Raw genomic sequence first — 20,309 nt, 5'->3', positions numbered from 1 at the left:
TTAATCCTCCCATTGAAGCATCCCTTTTTTACGGAACCAATTTAAAATTCTTCGTTCCGCAAACCGATTGAATTTCGTCCAAAAACCATCAGACGAGGCAACAGGCACAACCAAAATCGTATGAAATCCGCTCCGATTTCCCCCAAGGACATCGGTTAATAATTGGTCGCCAATCACAACTGCTTCTTCCTTTTTTATTCCCATTTGTTGTATTGCCCTGTGAAACGCCGGTCCCATAGGTTTCCGTGCTCTATAAATAAACGGTATTTTGAGAGGGTCTGAAAAAAACTTTACTCTTTCTTCATTATTATTAGAAACAATGGTTACCAGGATATTATGTTTTTTAATTTCATCAAACCATTGGATTAATTGTGGAGTAGCACTGGGGCGGTCCCATTCTACAAGGGTATTATCCAAATCGGTAATAATCCCCTTAATCCCTCTTGCTTTTAATTCTTCAGGTGAAATATCAAGAATGCTTTTCACATGTTCATTTGGTAAAAATTGTTTTAACACTAAGCGTACACCTCATTAGTTCTAAATAAAATGTTGGATGAACAACCACCATTTTCTTTTCTTGTACCATCATAACCAATTTCCTCCCTCGTTTCAAAAGAAAAGTGAAAGGGCGCAAAATTACTTTATTTCTTATTATCCTTCAAATATCGACAAACATGAGATTCAAATACGATTACTTTCTGTTAATTTTAAAGGAATTACTGATTTCACGAAATTAAAAATAAATATTTTTCGACAAAACCCATTGTTTAGCTGCTTTGTGGATAACCTTATTAACATTATACCCATTGAAACCTTTACATTTTGTTACTTTATAAACAAATTAATCACAAGTTATCCACGTCAATCTGTGGATAAAGAGAACGATTGTTCTAAAGGAATAAATTTGGTAGATTTAGGTTACAGCTATTGAACTTACCAATTTATGCTTTGTTCTTATATAATAGAACCATTTTATTTTAAATCGGAGGTGGATTCTGACATGCGGAAACTGTCAGATGAATTATTAATCGAATCATATTTTAAAGCAAGAGAATTAAACTTAAGCCCAGAATTTATTGGTCTCATTGAGTCTGAGATTCACCGACGTTCTTTATTCAATAAAATCAAAAAATCTTCTTAATCTTAACTTTCTGCCCTTTAAGGGCTTTTCTTTTTATATAGAGTAAAAATAACAACGGCGCTAAAAAGCGCCGTTTTGCACTACTTTACAAGTATTCCTAGTCTTTCCCCAACCTTAAGCTCTTGTGGAGTATGAAGTGTTTTGTCCATTTGAAAGATCCCTTTTTCAAATAACAGGACAACTGTCGAACCAAAACTAAAGTAAGCCATTTCCCTGCCTTTTTCTAGTTCACTGCCCTTATGAGTCGTCTCAATTGAATTTACGAACATTGCTCCAACCTTAACAATGGCTGCATGTCCATAATTTGTTTTCACTTCAGTTATGACGCGATAGTTTTTTGAAAGGGTCCCCCGACCGTATTTCAATCCCCATTTATTAACAGGGAAGGATTTCGAACCAAGCTCCCATTGTTTGGTAACAGTTCCATTGACAGGACTATGGATGCGATGATAATGGCTTGGACTTAAATATAAAATCATATATGTACCATTAAGATATTTGGACAAAATATCAGGATCCCCCAGCATCTCACCGATAGAATAAGTTTTCCCTTTTACCATGATGTCACTTGTTTCTTTGATTTTTCCAACGTCTTCCAGAACGGCATCGACAGGACTGACTACAGTGTCCGTTTGGGGATCAATCTTTCTTGCTTCTTTTTTTAGCGTTCTCACAAATAAATCGTGCAATGTTGGATAATCAGACAGCCCTTTTTCCATTTCCTCGAGATTTATTTGATAAATCCTTGCAAACGACGGGACAACAAACCGACTAACTCGTGAACGAGCGAACTTTTTTAAAACCCCTGATGTCCACCTTCCATTGGTCAATTCTATTAACAGACGATATAAACCCTGTAACATGATAATACCCCCAAATAGTGTAAAAATACTCTTTACGCAATGACATAAAACCCGTAGAATTAAATAATATAGAATAACCTAAAAAAGTATAATTCCCTTCTGTTTTTAAAAAAAAGGAGTGGTGTGGAGAATGTTTTTATTAGATGTATTGGATCACACAATTAAAAAACTGAAATCCCAAACAGCAAATGTTATTACTATAACAAACCTTTCACTCGGTGGATTTGCAATTGTCCTTGGCCTGCATGGAAATTTACGCTTAAGCTTATTACTCATTTTTATTGCAGCCCTAGCCGATCGGTTTGATGGCATGATCGCCCGAAAGTTTAATATTGAATCAGAATTAGGGAAACAATTGGATTCCATGAGTGATATTATATCATTTGGAGTCGCACCAGCACTATTACTATACCAAGGAATTTTATTTGAATTTGGCGGACCAGGTTCATTTTTTACCGTTTTTTACATTAGCTGTGGTGCCTTTCGATTAGCACGGTTTAACATCACAGAGAGTAATGGCTATTTTACAGGATTACCGATTACAGCAGCAGGCTGCCTTGCAACTTTAAGTTATCTGGCAATTCCTTACCTCCCCTCACAAACGTTCTTATTTATTATGATTATTTTATCATTTCTAATGGTTAGCTCCTTTAAACTGAAAAAAGTATAAGAAAAAATTCGCTTAATCTAAATCCAAACAAATCTGACCTTTTCTAGTGGCTCGCTAGATAGGTCATTTTTATTTTTTGTAAATAAAATTATCAGGACAGACACAATTTCTTGTTTTCTTCATAGGAATTAATAAAAGGGCTAGAGTCCAAAAAAGCACGGGGGTGGATGTAGATGACTGGAATCTTAACAGCTCTCGGATATTTAATGAAGGAATTCTTATTTCTTGTTTCTTATGTAAAAAATAATGCCTTTCCTCAACCCCTCTCTGCAGCAGAAGAAAGAAAGTACTTACGGTTAATGGCAGAAGGGGATGCGCACGCACGTAATATGTTAATCGAACACAATTTACGCCTTGTTGCCCATATCGTAAAAAAATTCGAAAACACCGGCGAGGATTCAGAAGATTTAATTTCCATTGGAACGATAGGATTAATAAAAGCAATTGAGAGCTATTCAGAAGGGAAAGGCACAAAACTCGCCACTTATGCAGCAAGATGTATTGAAAATGAGATTCTAATGCACCTTAGAGCGCTCAAAAAAACAAAAAAGGATGTTTCTCTGCATGACCCGATCGGTCAGGATAAGGAGGGCAATGAAATTTCATTAATTGACGTACTAAAATCAGAATCTGAAGATGTAGTGGATACCATTCAACTTAACATGGAACTTGAAAAAATAAAAAAGTATATTGAAGTGCTAGATGACAGGGAAAAGGAAGTGATTATCGGCCGATTCGGTCTGGATTTAAAAAAAGAAAAAACGCAGCGGGAAATTGCGAAGGAACTAGGTATATCAAGAAGCTATGTATCAAGGATTGAAAAACGAGCGCTGATGAAAATGTTCCATGAGTTTTACCGTGCTGAGAAAGATCGGAAGAAAAGATAAAGTTTTTATCATGATGAATAGAATATGGCATAGCCAAAAGAGCAGGAGTTCTCCTCCTGCTCTTTTGGTTTGAGTTTACTTATTTTTACCGTCCTTCAATAAATTGTTCCATGTTTTCCCGCCATCAGTGGATTCATATAAATCATTTTTGTATGTAGTAAAGGCCAGCTGCTTAGTATTCTTTGGATTAACAGCCAAATAGGTAATGGGGTTATCATAATCAAGAAACGGAATAATCAAATCAGCCTGTTCACCAGTAGAAGGGAGAATTGTTTTCAATAAAATTTTCTCATTTTCGACACTAGAAAAAAGGATTGAATCCCCGCTGAAGGTTAATGCCGTCACCATGATTGGTCCTGTTATCAGTTTCATGGTATTCCCGTTATCGTTTGAAAAATAGATACCAGATCTTGTTGACATCGCCATTGTATTTCCGTTAGTCGGATGAACTGCCATCATCCCCATTGAATCTGCACTAAAATTTTTAAGTGCACTTTTTTTCCAAGTGTCCCCGTTATCAGTAGAATAGTTTACACCCAAACTTACCTCATCACTTTGCGCTTCCCCAATGACATAAAGTCCATTTCCGGAGTAACTAGCCGCAGTAAAATGAAAGTTAGCTTTATCATAAAAAGCCAGCTTCTGAATGATTTTTCCCTTATTGACACTTTTTATTAGACCGAGCGGATCCTTATAACCCGAGCCTTTTTGCGGATGACCGCTTGCGATAAATCCTGTATCAACAGCTTGAAAACCAATATAGTCATGTTGGTTTGCCGTTGTTTTGTACCACTTTTTATCTTTATAAAGTTTTAGTCCATCATTTCCGGCAATATATAGGGCAGTATCGTTGCCCGGGTAGCCAATCCCGCGGATATTTTTCAAGCTTATGGAACCTGCATCCACGATTTGAAAAGCAGCTTTATTTTTCGAACTTGTTTCTTCTTTCACCTGACTCTTATTGGAGCAGCCTGATGTAACCAGCACCACTCCTAAAAGAAAAACAAAAAACGTTTTAATCGTAAGCTTCATTTTTTCCTCCTATAATATTAAAATATGAGATATTTGGTTAGGAATCCTTATCCATCCACTTATACCCCACTCCTCATACGGTTGTCAAATAATCTTCCACTGGAAAACCGCTTTCCGTAATTTCTCTCTAAATTTTATTTGTATATAGCGGGACATACACGTTTGCCTATACAGTTAATAGTAGTGCTCATACCTTAATATAAAAGGGCAAAGGGGTGATTCAGATGCCATTTGGTTATTCATATCCCTACGGTTACCCAGCCCCATATCCTGCCTGCCCTGTTCCTTATAGCTACGGTGGCGGTGGGATATGGATTGCAGTTATCATCATCTTATTCGTTCTCTTATTAATCTTTGGTGGCTGGTGGTGGTATACACAGTTTTGTTGAGAGTATATTTTCAGGCTTGTGCTCACTGCATAAGCCATTTTTATATAGTGCAAAGTAAGAGAATTTTTTGATAAATGGATTATAATGAAGAAGTACATATTTGAGGAGGTACAAACATGAAAGTCAATACATATTCAGAAATATGGAATCTTGATGTATTTTTCCCTAGAGGAAGTGATTCAGAAGAATTACAAAAGTTCATCGTTCAAACGGAAGAAAGTATTAAAAAGTTTGAAGCAAAGGTAAACAATTGGACACCCCTTAATTCAGTGGAGGATAGCCAATACCTGCAGGAACTATTACATGATTTAGAAGAGGCCGCAAAGAAGTTAACTCATGCTGGAGCGTTTATTGGCTGTCTATTAGCACAAAACACAAAAGATAAAAAGGCCTACTCTCTTGATGCAAAAATAACAAGTTTGGGAGCCGTATTTCAAACAGCAATAGGTTCACTGGACCATCACTTCACCACAATTGATGACACAGTCTGGGTGCAGTTAGTTGCCACAGAACCGTTGAAAGAATTTAGCTTTGTTTTATCGAAGAGCCGAGAAAAGGCTAAAGAGAAACTTTCAAAAGAAGAAGAAGCCTTAATCAGCACCCTTGAAGTTGACGGCTATCATAGCTGGGGCCAACTCTATGATTTAATAGTTAGTAAAATAAAAGTTCCCTTTAGCGAAAACGGTGAGGAACAACAGCTTTCCGTCGGACAAGCTTTTAACAAATTCTCAAACCCCGACCGCGAGATTCGTGCTGCTGTTTTTAAAAATTGGGAACAAGCCTGGGGAAACCAAGCCGACATTCTCGCCAAAACACTTAATCATCTTGCAGGATTCCGTTTAAGTGTTTACCAGAAGCGAGGCTGGGGAGATGTCTTACAAGAGCCGCTCAGCATTAACCGGATGGAAAAAGTAACATTGGAAACGATGTGGTCAGTTATTTCGCAGCATAAACAAAAGCTTGTTGATTATTTGGAGCGCAAGGCTAAACTCCTCGGACTTAAGAAGTTAAGCTGGTTTGATTTAGATGCTCCATACGGAAAAACGGAAACAAAGGTACCTTACCAAGAAGGGGCCCAATTTATTGAACAGAACTTTGCCCTTTTTGGAGAAAAGCTCGCGGCCTTTACGAAAAATGCTTTTGAGGAACGATGGATTGAAGCAGAGGACCGTCCAGGGAAAGCACCGGGAGGGTTTTGTACATATCTTCCAGAGAACGAACAATCGCGGATTTTTATGACCTACTCCGGTACGCCATCGAATGTTTCTACACTCGCCCATGAGCTTGGTCACGCGTTTCATTCCTATGCAATGAGAGAAGTCCCATTTCTCAATTGCAACTATGCCATGAATGTGGCAGAAACAGCCTCAACCTTTGCCGAAATGATTGTGGCAGATGCAGCTGTTAAAAATGCTAAGGACGAAGAAGAAAAGCTTGTTCTATTGGATGATAAAATCCAGCGGACAGTTGCCCTTCTTATGAATATCCATGCTCGCTTCTTGTTTGAAACGAGTTTTTATGAGGAAAGGAAAGTTGGGACTGTCACTGCAGATCGAATTAGTGAATTGATGTTGGCAGCACAGAAAGAGGCTTACTGTGATGCTTTAGAAGAATATCATCCACTTTTTTGGGCTTCGAAGCTCCATTTCTTTATCACGGATGTACCGTTTTATAACTTCCCTTATACATTTGGCTACCTTTTCTCGTTGGGCATTTATGCACAGGCCCTTGAAGAGGGCAAAGGATATGAGGAAAAATATATGGCTCTGTTAAGAGACACTGCCTCCATGAAGGTAGAGGATTTGGCCCAAAAACATTTACAAGTGGATTTAACCCAAAAAGACTTTTGGGAAAAAGCCGTGGGTACTTGTCTTGCTGATATCGATGAATTCCTCGAATTAACGGAAAAGAAATAATCGAGATAAAAAAATGAGCATCGGCTTTATTTAGCCAATGCTCATTTTTTTATATTATTCTACACTAATCTCAGCTGAAATTACGCATCCAATTGCTCCTGTAATAATGAGAGCCATCACAACCATAAACATGTTCTCCACCCCTTAGAGATCTGTTATTTTCTAATTTGAATTTATCATATTTTCACAGTACCAATCTCAGGGAATAATGAACATTTTGTTAACAATGATATGTGGTTTACTAGCATGGCTAATATATGAATCATTACGAATTGGTGTTTTTGTTTGTTTTCTTCAATTTAAATATTAATGATAAAAATATAGTGTGCAGTGGCATCGTGATTTTACCTCCTATTTTTTCTTCCTCGACTAGGTGGTATCCTTCATACCCCATAAGCTTGCTCCCCGTCCTTGCATTAGAAAAAACATCATATCAAAAACCACCTTTCTTTGTATAATTTTTAATAGTTATTTCTAAATGTTTCGATACATAGAAATTTGTCTGTCTTTGTATTGTTCATAAAGCTTTTCAACCTTTTCTTGATGGACAGCTTCTTCGGTGCTGATTTTTCGTTTACGGATTGTAATGGTTAAAAACAGAATATTTAGAGTCATTTTGTTTCACTTCCTTTTTGTTTACATATAGCGGTGCATGGATATTTGACGATTTTTGTGTTCTTCATAAAGTTTTTCAATCATTTCCTGGTTAGCGGCTTCCTCCAAACTTACATTTCTTTTTTTGATGGTAATCGAGAAAAATAGAATATTCAGGGTCATGTACAACCACCTCCTTAAATAAAATTTCTAAATGACAGCCCAAAACCAAAGATAAGATGATACTGTCCAATGCCTGCATTTTTACCTTATGCACCACATATCCAAATGGCTCGTAAAAAGGGCACAAAAAGGCCGCAGAAAGAGCTTCCCTGCGGCCAGAGCCTAATTTTAGGCACAAAAATACCGCAAGGCGTCATTCTCCCTGCGGCATGGATATGTATTGTCACTTTACGCAAATGATACGCTAAGCGATCCATTCCAATCTGGTCGAATGAGTGATATTTAGATATACAGTTTTCATACTTGTTCTCGCTGTTGCAGCGCTTGAGTAAACTGTTCTATTTAACATCATTTTCTTCGACCTCCTTTGGAATATTTCACTTTATATGGTAATTATATCCATACTAACTAACTTTGTAAACCATTTTTCGAAAGTTTTTTATAAATAAGGAAATTGCCCTCTTAAAATACGTAAAAAGGCGCCCCGACAAAAGAATCGGTGCGCCTGGCGTTTAATTATTTAAATCTTCGTTATCATCGATTTCTAACAGCTTTAGTTGACATTGCTTGTACTGAATAAAAAACAAAATCGACAAAGCAATAAAGGATGTGGAAGAAAGGACCATCAAATTTTGTGCAAGTTCAGTTTTTGCTTCAACCGGAATAATAACACCTAAATAAAAAAAGATTCCAACAGCCAATAAGACAGTTCCGAAACGTTTAAAATCGACCATTTTCTCATACAACATCTTGGTTTGCTGCTTCACTACTTATCACCTGTCTTTCTTAAAATCTACTAACCTACTTTACCACAGATATAGCAGCTAAACAGTATGTAAATATTAGAAAAGGTGACAGGCACCATGTGAAAATTTCACATGGTGCCTGTCACCTTTTGCTGTATTATCTTTATTTTAATGCTTGAGTTAGGTCCTCGATTAGGTCTTCAACGTCTTCGATGCCTACAGAGATTCGGACTAGGCCTTCTGTGATGCCTAGCTCGGCTCTTCGTTCAGCTGGGATCGAAGCATGTGTCATACGTGCTGGCACGGAAATTAGGCTCTCGACGGCTCCAAGGCTTTCTGCAAGGGTAAAGTATTTAATTCTGCTAAGGATTAGATCTGCATTTGCCCCGCTGCCAACATCAAAGGAAACCATGCCGCCAAACCCTCTTGCCTGTTTTTTGGCAATCTCATGATTAGGATGGGTTTCAAGGCCTGGGTAGAATACTTTGTTGACCTTAGGATGGGTTTGTAGAAATGCGACGATCGCCTTCGTATTCGTTTCCGTCTCCTCCATACGAATTCCTAAAGTTTTAATCCCACGAATTAATAGCCATGAATCCTGCGGCCCTAAAACACCGCCAGTGGAGTTTTGAACAAAATGGAGGTCTTCAGCAAGCTTGCCGCTGTTTACCACCGCTAACCCAGCCACCACATCACTGTGGCCGCCAATATATTTTGTCGCACTGTGAAGGACAATATCTGCGCCGAGCTCAAGCGGATTCTGCCAATAAGGAGTGGAAAAAGTATTGTCAACGATTGTTAACAAATTATTTTCCTTTGCCAGCTTTGCTGCTGCTTCAATATCGGTAATCTTTAAGAGCGGGTTGGTCGGTGTCTCGATGTAAATTGCTTTTGTATTTGGACGAATTTCACGTTGAATATTTTCCAAATTGCTAGTATCTACAAAGGTTGAATCAATACCAACGCGCTTTAATACCTTCGTCAATACACGGAACGTCCCACCGTAGACATCGTCTGTGATGACGACATGGTCCCCACTGTTAAACAGCATGAATACAGCCGTAATCGCCGCCATTCCGGAGCCAAAAGCAAAACCTGCTGTACCGCCTTCAATTTCCTTTATAAGCTCCTCTAACGCATGTCTAGTAGGATTTCCGGTCCGGGAATATTCAAAGCCCTTGTGCCCTCCAACCCCCTCCTGTTTATACGTACTTACCTGATAAATTGGGAAAGAAACAGCGCCAGTTGCAGGGTCTTCACTGATACCGCCATGAATTAATCTTGTTTTCGGTTTCAAGCTATATGCCTCCTTCAAAAATCTTCTTACTTAAATAACGTTCACTGCCGTCCGGAAAAATAACCACAATATTGGTCCCTGCTTTTGCCGTCTTTGCCTCCTCTAAGGCTGCATAGAAGGCTGCACCTGAAGAACTCCCACAAAGCAGTCCCTCCTGCATAGCTAATTCCTTCACCAGACGAAAGGAATTAACATCTGAAACGGTATGAATCGCATCAAAATAAGCGGAATCCATATAGGCTGGTAAAAATTCCATCCCAATTCCTTCTGTTTTGTGAGGTCCGGACTCTCCGCCATTCAATATAGATCCTTCTGGTTCCACTATAACAGTCTTAACTGCTTGGTTCTGATCTTTTAAATACCGGGCGGTCCCCATAAAGGTTCCGCCAGTGCCTGCCCCGGCAACAAAAATATGGACGTTCCCATCCATTTGTTCCCAAATTTCAGGCCCAAGTGTTTTATAATATGTTTCAGGGTTAGCCGGATTCCCAAATTGCCGTGGACAATAAGACCCCGGGATTTCTTTTAAAAGCTCGTCAGCTTTAGCTATTGCTCCCTTCATCCCCTGTTCTGTTGGAGTATGAACGACCTTAGCTCCCAGTGCTTTCATTAATTCCTGTTTCTCGATACTAAATTTCTCTGGTACACACAGAATGACCTGTACTCCTTTATTAATCGCGGCTAGCGCCAGACCAATTCCGGTATTTCCAGCAGTGGGTTCAATGACAGTACCGCCAGACCATAGTTTCCCGCTTGAAAACGCCTCTTCTAAAAGTTTAATTCCAAGCCGGTCCTTGACACTTCCCCCTGGGTTCATGAATTCAAGCTTTGCAAAAATACGAACGCCTTCAGGCAAAGAAAATTGTGTAATTTCAACCATAGGTGTATGCCCAATTAATTCATGGACGTTTTTGTAAAACTGCATTGCTCCACCCCTAAGTACTATTTTAATGCAGCTACCATTTTCATAACCAAAGTAGCAGAATTAGTTGCTGCTTTGTCGATAAACTGATCAAATGAGATTTCAGACTCTTTTCCGGCAATGTCGGAAAGCGAACGAATAATGACGAACTGAACCCCGAAACGGTGGGCGACTTGCGCAATCGCTGCAGCTTCCATTTCCACCGCCTGAAGGTCCGTAAATTTCGACCGAACGAACTCAACCCGTGCCGGGTCTTCCATAAAGGAGTCACCTGTTACGATTAGTCCCTTAACAATTTGAAACTTATCAAGTTCTTTTGCCGCAGATTCAGCAACAGAAATTAATTTGTCATCCGCTAAAAAAGCAGCAGGAAGCTGAGGTACCTGGCCATATTCATATCCAAAGGCAGTTACATCGACATCATGATGACGGACTTCTGTTGAAATAACGGCGTCCCCAACGTTTAAAGAAGGATTAAAGCCTCCTGCTGAACCGGTATTGATGATGCAATCGGGCTTATATTTTTCAAGCAGGATGGTCGTCGACATCGCCGCATTTACTTTCCCAATGCCCGAACGCAGTAAGATGACCTCTGAATCATGCATGTTACCAAATGTAAATTCGCAGCCCGCAACCGTTTCTTGTGTTTGATCCTTAATATTATCTCGTAGTAAGGTTACTTCTTCTTCCATTGCTCCAATAATTGCGATCTTCATATATTACCTCTTTCTTCCTTCTCAGCCTGCCATTAACCCGGACAAATAAATATATCACTCCATCTAAAATGGGATTGCATTATTGTATTCAGTTATGTATTGTCAGGTTAGTGTAAGCAATTAGTTTTTATATTTACAGATGTACGATTATAATCTTCCTCGTATTCCTACATCGTATCCGCAAACCCTATTCTATCACCATTTAAAAACAACCTGCTAGATTAATGATAAAACAATTGTATACAAGCATTAAATTAACTAAAATCAACATATGGAAAGGGGGAGCCAGATGAATTTTCAACTCGACTTTATTGAGGATAAGGTAGAATTTTTTGAGGCGGATAATTTAAAGACATTGCAGAAAAAGATTGAGTCACAGATTGATGAGAATCGTGCCATTATGTTATCCGTCCACTCTGTTTCACATCAAATGCATGTGAACGAAAATGGTCAGACCTATTTTACAGCGGTTGTGCATTTTAAAAAGAAATAGGATGGTGCTATTAGATGCACCATCCTATTTTCATTATTGTCGTTCAACCTTTGTAGGTACATAGCCTTGGCCATCAACCCATTTTATATAAACCTTATATTTCTGTGACTTATCTTTAGAAGCCACGGTCCCAACGGCTGCATTGGAAGTAGACTTATCACTGCCAAGCCAATATACTGTCATATTGCTTTGATCAAGACCTGTTGCATTGGAAATGGCATTTATCATTGCCTGCCAATCTTCACCCTCAAATGTCATTTTATGCTCACCTGTTTGAGTCGTTGAAGAACTTCCATCATCAGTAACAACGGCCTGTGTATCATCTGGCTGTTCAGGTGTGGTTGTTTCTTCACTTTCTTGTTCGGCTGCCGTTTGATCCTCTGAAGAAGTACTGTCATCACTTGATACAGTGTCGTCCTTTGTCTTCTCATCGGTTGTTGTATCTTTATCTGTTGTTTTTTCTTTATCTGCAGTTTTTGTTTGTTCCGTTTTTGTACTTTCCGTTTTTGACGACGAAGCATTGTCATCTCCTGATGAAAATATATTATATGCAACAAAGATGATTAATAGCAGGACAACCACAATCAAAGTATTCAAAACCACATTTGTTTTTTTTCGTTTCGCTCGATAACCCGAACGTGAATTGGAATCATTGCTCAAGATTTTTCCCTCCTAAAAATAAGGCTCTTAATATTCTAACATGATTTAAAGAGAACTTGAAGGGAAAACCTACTTACTACTTTTTTCATAATCTGTTTCATAGAGCATCTTCACCATATCTGCAAATAACAAATTCACACCGCCCTCGGAATCTAACACATCCAAATTCACTGTGACAAGTGCATATTTTGGATTTTTATAAGGAAAATATCCGGCAAACCATTTATTATGAAGCTGCTTACCTGCCAAATATTTTCCTGTTTCAGCTGTCCCTGATTTTCCGGCAACTTCATATGGTAAATTTTTAAACCACCTGCCTGTGCCATTAGGATTAGTTACAACCTCGCGCAGTAATTTTTGCAGTTTCATACTGGTGTACGGGGAGATGGAATCCCCTTCAAGGCTTCGGACTGGAAAATCCACCAATGTGGTCCCATTTTTATATTCAATTTTGGACACTGTTCTAACCATCTCTTTTTTTCCCCCTCTAGCAATAGTTGCCATCATATTCGCAACTGCTAAAGGGGTTGCACGGACTTCATGCTGGCCGATTCCAGACATCGCTGCGATGTTAGCATCCTTCCTTGCCTCATCCGAAACAAATACATGGCCAGACTCCTCTTCTGTTAGCTGTTTGAAATCACTTGTATGATAGACATCTCCCTGCCAGCCCACTGTGGTGGTTAATGAAAGTTTGTCTGCATATTCCTCTAATAGGTGCGGGTCCTTTTTTTGTAATTCCTTAGCAAGCTCCCCAAACGTACGGTTACAGCTTCTTGCAAAACTATTCGTAAAATCAAGCATACCATAATTATATTTTAGCTCAGGTTTCCCATTTATTTTCTTACTGCAATTAAATTGACGCAAAGGATTATCAAGATCATTGTCAATTGCCGCCGCTGCGACAACGGTTTTGAATACAGAACCCATAATCTGCTGTTTTAACATTTTATTGGTGATTCCTGCACCGCTGTAGGGATCCTTTTTATTAATAGCAGGCCGGGATACCATTGCAAGGACGGTGTTATCTTCAATATTAAGCAGGACAAGGCCGCCCTTTTTAATATGGTACTTGTCCACTAAGTCTTCGGCCTTTTGCTGGATACCTTTATCAAGGGTAGTGCGCACATTAACAGGATAAAATGGGTTGGCCGGGTCGACATACTTAACATTGATGCCAAATAAAGGACCGCCGGAGCCATCTACGTGATAAACTAGTTTAGATTTCCCTTCAGGAAGCAGAAATTCATCAAAGCTTTCTTCAAGCCCTGATACACCAAGCAAGGTCTTCTCTGATAATTCTTTATTAGGATAACGTTTTTTCACTTCCTCTGGGTTTTCACCCGTCAGACCAATCAATTGTTCTGCAGGTATTTGGGATCGTTCAAACTTTTTCTCAATCGCAAAAACACCAGGTATATTTAATTGATTAATTTGTTCCATTTGTGATGAAGTTAACTCCAATGGTTGCGGGTCACCATAAGCAAACGGCTTTTTCGCCCCTGCAACAGCCATTTTTAGTACGTTCTCTGAGATTCCGGTAATTTCAGAAACTTTTTTCGCATCCCAGTCGATTTTTTTTAAAAAAGGAAACAGGACGAGGACAGAAACTTTTTTATGGGTAAGCATATCGCCATTCCGATCAAGAAAATTCCCCCTGCCATTATCAATCACTAACTCTTGTGTTCTTTGCTTGACACTTTCCTCAAGTAAATTGACGTTATGCTTTGAAAACGTCTCTGTTTCAATTAACTGAATTTCCATAAGCCGGACTAAAAGCAGTGCCAAACCTGTAATACATACAATAAGCCATCCAAGTGCCCGTCTTTTCCACATAAAAAAACACCTCGTCAAAAGTTTTGACGAGGTTAAGGGTTTTCAAACAATTGTTTAATTATTTAATGGAAACAATCCGTACACTCATTTCTCCGCCTGGAGTTTGAACCGTTACTTGGTCGCCCACTTTTTTCCCTAAAAGACTTTTAGCGATTGGTGAGTCATTTGAGATTTTTCCTTCAAACGGGTCAGCCTCAGCACTACCTACGATGGAATAAGTTTCTTCTTCACCGTCTGGAAGCTCAATAAACGTAACAGAGCTGCCTAACGAAACAGAGTCTGCTGCCATTTCACTTTCAGCAATAATCTTGGCATTACGAATCATATTTTCTAGGGTAGTAATCCGTCCCTCTACAAATGCCTGCTCTTCCTTCGCAGAATCATACTCGGAGTTTTCAGATAAATCGCCGAAGCTTCTGGCAATTTTAATCCTCTCTACCACTTCTTTACGCTTAACTGATTTTAAGTATTCAAGTTCTTGGACAAGTTTTTCTTTTCCTGCTTGTGTCATTGGAAATACTTTCTCTGTAGCCAATACCCTCACTCCTTCTAGTCTTCACAATCCCCCATAAGAATTGTGTATGTAATAATATTATGTAGGTATAATACCATACGGTAAATACATAGTAGCGCGTCCTTTCAAAAAAGGGCGCGCACTATAACTATTTATTTACGTCTATTCTTTTGCTATTGTGTCATAAAAATGACTTTTGTTCAAGAATTGTTTGAATTTTTGTGACCATTAAATCAATCGCCACATGATTTTGCCCGCCTTCAGGGATAATGATATCTGCATATCGTTTAGTCGGCTCTATAAACTGGTTATGCATCGGCCGGACAACGTTTAAATATTGGGCGATTACCGAATCAAACGTCCGCCCTCGTTCGCTGATGTCTCGCTCTAACCTTCGGATAATCCTTAGATCGGCATCTGTATCAACGTATAATTTAATATCCATTAGATTCCGTAGACGCTCATCCTCAAGGACTAAAATCCCTTCTAAGATAATTACTTCTTTAGGTTCAACAGGAATCACCTTATCAGAACGTGTATGGATGGAATAATCATATACAGGTTTATCGATTGCTTCATAGCGTAAAAGCTTCTCAATATGTTCGATCAGTAGGTCATTATCAAAGGCAAGCGGATGATCATAATTTGTTTTTAATCGTTCCTCAAATGGAACATTGTGCTGGTCTTTATAATAATAATCCTGTTCCAGGACTAAGATAGAGAGATCTTTCAAACTTTCATAGATGGCATTTGTTACACTGGTTTTTCCGGAGCCGGAGCCGCCGGTTACACCAATAACAACCGGTTTGCGCATTATGCGTTCTCCTTTCGCATCATGTTGTTAGGGTATACCGGTTTGTCCAATTTAAATTGTACAATCTGAAGTGGATGTCTCGCAGCATCCAATTCATTTCCTTTTTCATCCCAAATTTTATCCACTACATGGGTAAAGTTTTCGATTTCAGGTCCAAAGAATTCCACTTCATCCCCAGGTTTAAAATGGTTACGCTGCTGCAAGGTTACGATTTGTGTTTCTTCGTTATAATCCAACACAAGACCAACAAATTCAAACTTTGTCTTCTTGCTATGATTACCAAACATTTGCTCTTTATACCCTGGAATTCCTTCAAAAAAGGCTGGAGCCGTTTCTCGGTTTGCACATTTGTCTAACTCTTCTAGCCATTCTCTCTGAATAACAAAATGATCTGGATTTGCACAGTAGGCATCAATGACTTTACGATAGACACTAACGACAGTCGCAATATAATGAATCGATTTCATCCGTCCTTCAATTTTCAAGCTGTCGATTCCAAGCTCAATCATGTTCGGAATAGCTTGGATTAAATTAAGGTCTTTAGGGCTCATCGCAAATGGTGCGTCCTCTTCACCAAACAGCGCAGTTTCTTGATCCTCGCCCTCGAGTTTATAGAGGTCATAATCCCAGCGGCAAGATTGACAACAGCCGCCTCGATTTGAATCCCTTGCTGTCATGTGATTACTCAATGTACAACGGCCGGAATAGGCAATACACATCGCCCCATGGATAAAGGTTTCAATTTCAACATCAACCTTTTCCTTCATTTCTCTAATTTCATCGGCCCCAACCTCACGGGCTAAAACCACTCGTTCTGCTCCTGCTTCTTTCCAAAATTGTGCTGCCTTCCAGTTGGAAAGTGATTGCTGTGTACTAATATGGATTTCAATTTCAGGAGCCAGACGGCGGCATGTTTCAATGATAAGCGGATCCGCTACGATAATTCCTGCGATCCCGGTTTCCTTCAAGCCCAGAATATACTCTTCTAACCCGTCAATATTTTCATTGTGAGCAAAAATGTTCGTTGTTACATAAATTTTTGCACCGTATTTCTTTGCAAACTCTACTCCTTCTTTCATCTCTTCGAAGGTAAAGTTATCGGCATTCGAACGAAGGCCATATTCCTGGCCGCCGATAAAGACTGCATCCGCACCATAATGTACAGCAATTTTTAATTTCTCAAGATTGCCTGCTGGAGCAAGGAGTTCCGGCTTCTTTACAATGACACGTTTTCCATCAATGATTTCAGAAATTTTGTCTTTAACTGTATTCACGATTGAACCCCTCCCATAAATATAAATTAATACACAGTCTCTTTGAAAAAGAATCCTGTATCTAATGGACGATTGGCTGGCTGAATTTCTTCCATTGCTTCTAACAGCTCGTCCTTTTTGTCATCATACGCATCTGGATCTTCGGCACATAAATCGATGGCTTCACGGTAGGCTTTAGTAACAGCTAAAATATATTCTGGGCTTTTTAAAATCCCATCAATTTTAAACGAGTCGACACCGGCCTCCATCATTTCTTGAAGCTCATCAATGATACAAATATCATTTGGGCTCATAATATGGGTTCCATTTTCATCTTCAAAAATTGGATATTTATTACCGCGTTCTTTATCATGCAAAAACATATTTTCTTCCATCTTGCGGTTTTCAACTTCCATAACCTTGCCTTGATATTCATAATAGTTTCCAAGCAGGGAACGTTTAGATTGGAACATGCAGCTCATACCATGAACCTGTACTTCAATTTCCACTTCCGCATTCTCTTTAATCTCAACGATGGCATCCATGTTAATCTCACGGGCTAGAACCGAACGTTTCGCACCCTTTGAGCCCCAATAATTACAGGTAAACCAGTTGGTTCCGGTTGTTTCTGTATTCCAATGCAGCTTCATCTCAGGAGCCACTTCTTTTGCCGTCATTAAAACTGCTGGGTCACCGAAAATAATCGCATCTGCATTTGCTTCATTTGCAAATTGAATATAGTCACCAAGCTCGTCGATTTTTTCATTATGAAAAATTGCATTCATTGCAACATAGACTTTTTTTCCCTTACTATGCGCTAATTCAATCGCCTTTCGAACATTTCCGCGGTTGAATTCACCTGCAAGCCGAAGACCATAGCGCTGTTCCCCCACTACAAACGCATCCGCACCTGCTTCTGCTAATGGCAAAATATCATCAACAGTTAAAGGAGTAACAAGTAATTCTGGTTTTTTCATTCCTTTCACCTCTTCTTTGTGCTAATAGCAATTCCGTCACCAACTGGTAATATAACAGAATCATACTCAGGGTGGTTCATCAACCACTGATTAAATTCATCTATTTTTTTGACAAGATTACGGATTCTTTTTGATTCAATCTCCGCTTCTGCAACAAGGCCTTTGAACAAGACATTATCTGTAACAACCATCCCTTCAGCTGTCAGATACTTTGCATAAAGCTCAAAAAACTTTTTATATTGGCCTTTAGCTGCATCAATAAAAATGGCATCGAAAGGACCATGGCTGCGAATAGCGTCCTCCACAAGAAGGGCATCTCCCTCAATTAAGATGATTTGTTCAGCCCTGCCGGATCGCTGGATATATTCTTTTGCTGTTTGAATTCTCTCGATATCCCGTTCAATCGTGACAATTTTTGCCTCAGGAAGGGCGGCAGCCATTCGTAATGCCGAATAACCAATCGCTGTACCAACCTCAAGAATTCTACTTGACCGGTGGAGTCTCAATAATTGCAGCATGGTTTCAATTCCGGCCAGTTCCATGATCGGAACATGATGTTCACTTGCATAATTCTCCATTTCGCTAAACAAGGCGTTCCTGTCAGGAAATAGACTCTCTATATAAGAATGCAGCTTCTCATTATTTAACAAGCTGCCGTCACCTCTATCCTCATAAGATAGCCGGCAGCGCGGGACGCTAAAATCCGGACCATGCTTAAAATCAAATGCTTTTAGTATTGCCAAAGAAGAATTCTTTAGACATGAAAAAATAGCGCTCACAGATGAGGATATCCAGACAAGCTGAAAAGCTTGAGTGCTTTTGGGGCAGTTACTGCCTCCAATTTCCTTTAACTGTGGGTTACGCTATAGATTACTTATTAAAACACCTGAATTATTTTACCATAAAAAAAGGGGGAATGCTAATTTTTCCCCCAAGTTCTGATTATTTTTTATTGGAAATATACTCAGCCTTTTTTTGATTATGCTCAGCTAATGTTTTTGTAAAAATTACATCGCCATTTGCGGTTGCTAGGAAATAGTAAAAATTGGTTTGATTCGGATCAAGTGCTGCTTCAATAGAAACCCTGCCGGAATTGGCAATCGGCCCCGGCGGCAGTCCCGTATTTTTATAGGTGTTATATGGAGAATTAACGTCTAAATCCTTATAATAAACCTTTTCTTTGTGTTTTCCTAGCGCATATAACACTGTAGGGTCTGTTTGGAGCGGCATTCCTGATTTTAGCCGATTGTAAAATACACTGGCTATCGTTTTCCGATCAGCCTTACCGGTTGCTTCCTCCTCAACAAGAGAGGCCATCGTTAATAATTGATGGATGGATAACTTTTTTTCTTTACTTTTTTCCGTGTAATCAGATAATACTATTCTTGTTTTATCAAGCATGGCCGTAACTATTTCTTCAACGGAAGGATTTGGCTTGAAAAATGGATAGGTTGCCGGATATAAATACCCTTCGAGCGGATACTTTACAGTAGAATGCAAGATTTCATCTGTTAAGATATCCGGATATTTGATCATAAGCGATTTGATATATTGTTTATCATTTAGTTTATTAAATACATCAGCTTCATTTTGATGAGTAGCTTTTGCGATAATCGCGGCAATTTCCTTCAGCTGTTTACCTTCAGGAATGGTGATTTTAAAGGTCGCTACCGCCAAAACTTTTCCTGTTTTCAAACGACTGACAATTTCAGGAACATCCATAGAAGGGCTTAGCTGGTATTTTCCCGCCATAAAGCCGCCTTCGTTTTTAAGCTTTACATAGTACTTAAAAACCTTTGCATTTTTAATAATTCCATTTTTCTCTAATTTCTCACCAATCCCTGTCACAGAAGATCCGATTGGAATATCTACTGTTTTATACATCTTACTATCTGCATCAATAGGCTTTAGGGCAGACTGAATATAGAGGTAACCTCCACCGCCAATTAAAACTATGAATAATAGCAGGAATATAGCTATAAATAAAACAATTTTGCGGACAATTTTCGCTTCATAATGTTGTTCTAGCATTTTTTGTCGAATGACATCTTGTTTATTGCCTTTTTCTTTTTTTGTCATTCTGTTCCCCCTTCCCAAGACCAATGTTTCATTATTATTCTTATCTATAAAAATTATCTTAAAATAGATATCAATAATAATTTCAGCATATAGTACGAAAAATGTCAATTTATCAATTAATATGTCATAAGAAAAGCGTAAGCGCACTGGTCAGCGGCGTATGGCCTGGAGAACTCCAACTGAGATAAAGGTAACACGAAAAGCGTAAGCGATTCGATGTTGACTTATCGTAGCGCGGAGTTCGAAGGACACTAGCCGCTAGGGCGCTGGAGCTGGAAAATTTTCAACGTCAAAGCTCCCTTATCAAACACAAAAAACCGGCTAAGT

At 39.0% G+C, this 20,309-nt stretch carries 23 protein-coding genes; 6 read left to right on the top strand and 17 right to left on the bottom strand.

From position 1 onward, the window contains the following. Entirely contained in the window at nt 1-516 is a 516-nt protein-coding gene (locus COD92_RS04695; RefSeq protein WP_098529918.1) for a YqeG family HAD IIIA-type phosphatase, read from the bottom strand. Nucleotides 517-1,000: 484 nt separating this feature from the next. Between COD92_RS04695 and COD92_RS04690 the strand changes: the two genes are divergently transcribed. Then, nucleotides 1,001-1,141: a sporulation histidine kinase inhibitor Sda gene (locus COD92_RS04690; RefSeq protein WP_098529917.1), complete on the top strand. Its 141-nt coding sequence runs from the start codon at nt 1,001-1,003 to the stop codon at nt 1,139-1,141. 80 nt (nt 1,142-1,221) lie between these two features. On the opposite strand, the gene COD92_RS04685 is transcribed toward COD92_RS04690, so the two are convergent. Further along, complete coding sequence (locus COD92_RS04685) at nt 1,222-2,004, bottom strand: phosphatidylserine decarboxylase (protein ID WP_098529916.1); 783 nt, start codon at nt 2,002-2,004, stop codon at nt 1,222-1,224. 130 nt (nt 2,005-2,134) lie between these two features. Between COD92_RS04685 and pssA the strand changes: the two genes are divergently transcribed. Together pssA and sigK are read left to right on the top strand one after the other, a co-directional pair. Then, nucleotides 2,135-2,674 carry a CDP-diacylglycerol--serine O-phosphatidyltransferase gene (gene pssA / locus COD92_RS04680; protein ID WP_098529915.1) on the top strand — a complete coding sequence of 180 codons (540 nt, stop codon included), beginning with the start codon at nt 2,135-2,137 and terminating at the stop codon, nt 2,672-2,674. Nucleotides 2,675-2,847: 173 nt separating this feature from the next. Then, nucleotides 2,848-3,561: an RNA polymerase sporulation sigma factor SigK gene (gene sigK / locus COD92_RS04675; protein WP_098529914.1), complete on the top strand. Its 714-nt coding sequence runs from the start codon at nt 2,848-2,850 to the stop codon at nt 3,559-3,561. 75 nt (nt 3,562-3,636) lie between these two features. On the opposite strand, the gene COD92_RS04670 is transcribed toward sigK, so the two are convergent. Continuing rightward, on the bottom strand, nt 3,637-4,593 hold the full coding sequence (locus tag COD92_RS04670; RefSeq protein ID WP_098529913.1) for a F510_1955 family glycosylhydrolase: 957 nt from the start codon (nt 4,591-4,593) through the stop codon (nt 3,637-3,639). 224 nt (nt 4,594-4,817) lie between these two features. Between COD92_RS04670 and COD92_RS31800 the strand changes: the two genes are divergently transcribed. Continuing rightward, on the top strand, nt 4,818-4,982 hold the full coding sequence (locus COD92_RS31800) for a hypothetical protein (RefSeq protein ID WP_176541172.1): 165 nt from the start codon (nt 4,818-4,820) through the stop codon (nt 4,980-4,982). 116 nt (nt 4,983-5,098) lie between these two features. After that, entirely contained in the window at nt 5,099-6,898 is a 1,800-nt protein-coding gene (locus COD92_RS04665) for a M3 family oligoendopeptidase (protein WP_098529912.1), read from the top strand. A 474-nt stretch (nt 6,899-7,372) separates the two neighbouring features. Here COD92_RS04665 and COD92_RS04660 read toward each other — a convergent pair whose 3' ends face one another. The 6 genes from COD92_RS04660 to mtnN form a co-directional block, all read right to left on the bottom strand. Beyond that, nucleotides 7,373-7,513: a YrzI family small protein gene (locus tag COD92_RS04660; protein WP_098529911.1), complete on the bottom strand. Its 141-nt coding sequence runs from the start codon at nt 7,511-7,513 to the stop codon at nt 7,373-7,375. Between the two features lie 21 nt (nt 7,514-7,534). Next, nucleotides 7,535-7,675 carry a YrzI family small protein gene (locus COD92_RS04655; protein WP_098529910.1) on the bottom strand — a complete coding sequence of 47 codons (141 nt, stop codon included), beginning with the start codon at nt 7,673-7,675 and terminating at the stop codon, nt 7,535-7,537. A 512-nt stretch (nt 7,676-8,187) separates the two neighbouring features. Next, complete coding sequence (locus COD92_RS04650) at nt 8,188-8,442, bottom strand: YrhC family protein (protein ID WP_098529909.1); 255 nt, start codon at nt 8,440-8,442, stop codon at nt 8,188-8,190. Nucleotides 8,443-8,584: 142 nt separating this feature from the next. After that, complete coding sequence (locus COD92_RS04645) at nt 8,585-9,718, bottom strand: bifunctional cystathionine gamma-lyase/homocysteine desulfhydrase (protein WP_098529908.1); 1,134 nt, start codon at nt 9,716-9,718, stop codon at nt 8,585-8,587. Nucleotide 9,719: 1 nt separating this feature from the next. Further along, on the bottom strand, nt 9,720-10,643 hold the full coding sequence (locus tag COD92_RS04640; RefSeq protein WP_098529907.1) for a PLP-dependent cysteine synthase family protein: 924 nt from the start codon (nt 10,641-10,643) through the stop codon (nt 9,720-9,722). A 17-nt stretch (nt 10,644-10,660) separates the two neighbouring features. Then, nucleotides 10,661-11,356 (bottom strand): 5'-methylthioadenosine/S-adenosylhomocysteine nucleosidase, encoded by a 696-nt coding sequence (gene mtnN / locus COD92_RS04635; protein WP_098529906.1) that lies wholly within the window; start codon nt 11,354-11,356, stop codon nt 10,661-10,663. Between the two features lie 289 nt (nt 11,357-11,645). Between mtnN and COD92_RS04630 the strand changes: the two genes are divergently transcribed. Continuing rightward, nucleotides 11,646-11,849, top strand: coding sequence for a DUF2536 family protein (locus tag COD92_RS04630; protein WP_098529905.1), 204 nt, complete (start codon nt 11,646-11,648; stop codon nt 11,847-11,849). 33 nt (nt 11,850-11,882) lie between these two features. Here the strand turns inward: COD92_RS04630 and COD92_RS04625 are convergent, their stop codons facing one another. The 8 genes from COD92_RS04625 to mltG all read right to left on the bottom strand — a co-directional run bounded on the left by COD92_RS04625 (nt 11,883) and on the right by mltG (nt 19,982). Continuing rightward, the gene (locus COD92_RS04625) at nt 11,883-12,509 is read right to left on the bottom strand and encodes a YrrS family protein (RefSeq protein ID WP_176541171.1); all 627 of its coding nucleotides are present in this window, start codon (nt 12,507-12,509) and stop codon (nt 11,883-11,885) included. A 69-nt stretch (nt 12,510-12,578) separates the two neighbouring features. After that, a complete protein-coding gene (locus COD92_RS04620; RefSeq protein WP_098529903.1) occupies nt 12,579-14,345 on the bottom strand; it encodes a peptidoglycan D,D-transpeptidase FtsI family protein in 1,767 nt (588 codons plus the stop codon). A 58-nt stretch (nt 14,346-14,403) separates the two neighbouring features. Next, the gene (gene greA / locus COD92_RS04615; protein ID WP_098529902.1) at nt 14,404-14,880 is read right to left on the bottom strand and encodes a transcription elongation factor GreA; all 477 of its coding nucleotides are present in this window, start codon (nt 14,878-14,880) and stop codon (nt 14,404-14,406) included. A 160-nt stretch (nt 14,881-15,040) separates the two neighbouring features. After that, the gene (gene udk, locus COD92_RS04610) at nt 15,041-15,676 is read right to left on the bottom strand and encodes a uridine kinase (RefSeq protein WP_098529901.1); all 636 of its coding nucleotides are present in this window, start codon (nt 15,674-15,676) and stop codon (nt 15,041-15,043) included. Further along, nucleotides 15,673-16,947, bottom strand: a complete 1,275-nt coding sequence (locus tag COD92_RS04605; RefSeq protein WP_098529900.1) for a peptidase U32 family protein — start codon at nt 16,945-16,947, stop codon at nt 15,673-15,675. Before COD92_RS04605 ends, udk begins: the two co-directional genes overlap by 4 nt. Nucleotides 16,948-16,973: 26 nt before the next feature. Continuing rightward, on the bottom strand, nt 16,974-17,903 hold the full coding sequence (locus COD92_RS04600) for a peptidase U32 family protein (RefSeq protein ID WP_098529899.1): 930 nt from the start codon (nt 17,901-17,903) through the stop codon (nt 16,974-16,976). 5 nt (nt 17,904-17,908) lie between these two features. Beyond that, nucleotides 17,909-18,553, bottom strand: coding sequence for an O-methyltransferase (locus COD92_RS04595; RefSeq protein WP_255286635.1), 645 nt, complete (start codon nt 18,551-18,553; stop codon nt 17,909-17,911). Nucleotides 18,554-18,845: 292 nt separating this feature from the next. After that, on the bottom strand, nt 18,846-19,982 hold the full coding sequence (gene mltG, locus COD92_RS04590) for an endolytic transglycosylase MltG (RefSeq protein WP_098529898.1): 1,137 nt from the start codon (nt 19,980-19,982) through the stop codon (nt 18,846-18,848). Nucleotides 19,983-20,309: the final 327 nt, after the last annotated feature.

The sequence above is a fragment of the Bacillus sp. AFS037270 genome (assembly GCF_002585305.1).
This window is presented reverse-complemented; position numbering and strand designations above follow the sequence as displayed.